Raw genomic sequence first — 2,071 nt, forward strand, 5'->3', positions numbered from 1 at the left:
ACACACTTGAAAGCTTATTTGATTAACACTCCGCAACTTTACTTGAGTGTTTACACAAAATTATTGACAGAATCTAATCGATTAGTTGTTAATGATAAACTGCATACAGTTAAAAATTTAAAGAATAATACATGTCTATTGATTCATACAAATTTACCTGAGAATATACCTAGTTTAAGGATGAAATGGAAGACAAGTCAAGGTCAAATTGGGGAGTATACATTTTATAGTAATATGTATAACGGGAATATAAATATTTCTTCTTTCAAATATAAATTAACATTAAAGAGGAAACTACTAGCACTTTTGGGATTATAACTGATTTTTCTCCAACTTGAGAAAATCCCTATAACATGATAAAATAAAGGGAGAAACAGATACAGGAGATCAGATGAACTACTTTAACGTTGGGAAAATTGTCAATACCCAAGGCTTGCAAGGTGAGATGCGAGTCTTGTCAGTGACAGATTTTACTGAAGAACGCTTTAAAAAAGGGGCAGAGCTTGCCTTATTTGATGAAAAAGATCAATTTGTGCAAACAGTGGTTATTGCAAGCCACCGTAAACATAAAAACTTCGATATCATCAAATTTAAGGATATGTACCATATTAATGACATTGAAAAATACAAGGGCTACAGTTTGAAGGTTGCAGAAGAAAACCTTAATGACCTGGATGAGGGTGAATTTTACTATCACGAAATTATCGGCTTAGAGGTCTACGAGAGAGATAACTTGATTGGAACCATCAAGGAAATCCTTCAGCCTGGCGCCAATGATGTTTGGGTAGTTAAGCGAAAAGGCAAGCGTGACCTTCTCTTGCCATATATTCCACCTGTTGTGCTTAATGTGGACATTTCCAATAACCGTGTGGATGTTGAACTCTTAGAAGGGTTAGACGATGAAGATTGATATTTTAACCCTCTTTCCAGAGATGTTCTCTCCACTGGAGCACTCAATCGTTGGAAAGGCTCGAGAAAAAGGGCTTTTAGATATCCAGTATCATAATTTTCGTGAATATGCTGAAAAGGCTCGTCATGTTGATGACGAACCCTACGGTGGTGGCCAAGGGATGTTGCTACGTGCGCAACCAATCTTTGATGCCTTTGATGCTATTCAAAAGAAGAATCCGCGCGTGATTCTTTTGGATCCTGCTGGCAAGCAGTTTGATCAAGCCTATGCTGAAGATTTAGCCCAAGAAGAAGAACTCATCTTTATCTGTGGACACTACGAGGGCTATGATGAGCGAATTAAGATCCTGGTGACTGATGAGATTTCCCTAGGTGATTATGTTCTCACTGGTGGAGAACTGGCAGCAATGACCATGATTGATGCGACAGTTCGCTTGATACCAGAAGTAATTGGTAAAGAAACGAGTCACCAAGATGATAGCTTTTCATCAGGACTGTTGGAATATCCACAGTACACACGTCCTTATGATTATCGTGGCATGGTAGTTCCAGAAGTGCTCATGAGTGGGCATCATGAAAACATACGTCAATGGCGACTCTATGAGAGCCTCAAGAAAACCTACCAACGTAGACCTGATTTGCTGGAAAAGTATGAACTGACAGCAGAAGAAGAGAAAATGTTAGCAGAAATTAAAGAAAATAACAATTAAAAGGAGAAAACTTATGCAAGTAATTAAACGTGATGGACAAGTCGCTGATTTTGATCCAGATAAAATCTACCAAGCTATCCTTAAGGCGGCTCAGACAGTCTATGTTTTGACTGACGATTTGCGCCAAAATCTAGCTCAAGTTACTAAAAAAGTTGTGTTGGATTTAGAAGAAGCAAAAGTAGAACGTGCGACTATCAGTATGATTCAATCAATGGTTGAGCACCGCTTACTCGGTGCTGGCTACATTACAATCGCAGAACACTATATCTCTTATCGTTTGCAACGTGATTTGGAGAGAAGTGGTTATGGCGACCACATCGCTGTTCACCTTCATTTTGAACAAATTCGCTAAGATAAAAAGAGTGAGATGATAAATGAACTGCACCCCAAAAGTTAGACAGGAAAAAATCTAACTTTTGGGGTGTTTTTATTATGAAATTAACTTGTGAAGA

At 38.1% G+C, this 2,071-nt stretch carries 3 protein-coding genes and 1 pseudogene; all 4 read left to right on the forward strand.

Annotation, left to right across the window (positions count from 1 at the left end; genetic code table 11):
- A pseudogene (locus K1I67_RS09535) lies at positions 1–318 on the forward strand (hypothetical protein); the annotation flags it as partial.
- 73 nt (positions 319–391) lie between these two features.
- Positions 392–910: a ribosome maturation factor RimM gene (gene rimM / locus K1I67_RS09540; RefSeq protein WP_223339734.1), complete on the forward strand. Its 519-nt coding sequence runs from the start codon at positions 392–394 to the stop codon at positions 908–910.
- Positions 900–1,619, forward strand: a complete 720-nt coding sequence (gene trmD / locus K1I67_RS09545) for a tRNA (guanosine(37)-N1)-methyltransferase TrmD (protein ID WP_223339735.1) — start codon at positions 900–902, stop codon at positions 1,617–1,619. Before rimM ends, trmD begins: the two co-directional genes overlap by 11 nt.
- A gap of 13 nt (positions 1,620–1,632) precedes the next feature.
- A complete protein-coding gene (locus K1I67_RS09550; RefSeq protein ID WP_004253071.1) occupies positions 1,633–1,971 on the forward strand; it encodes an ATP cone domain-containing protein in 339 nt (112 codons plus the stop codon).
- Positions 1,972–2,071: the final 100 nt, after the last annotated feature.

The organism is Streptococcus infantis (assembly GCF_019929575.1).
In the GTDB taxonomy this organism is placed as follows: Bacteria; Bacillota; Bacilli; order Lactobacillales; family Streptococcaceae; genus Streptococcus; species Streptococcus infantis_L.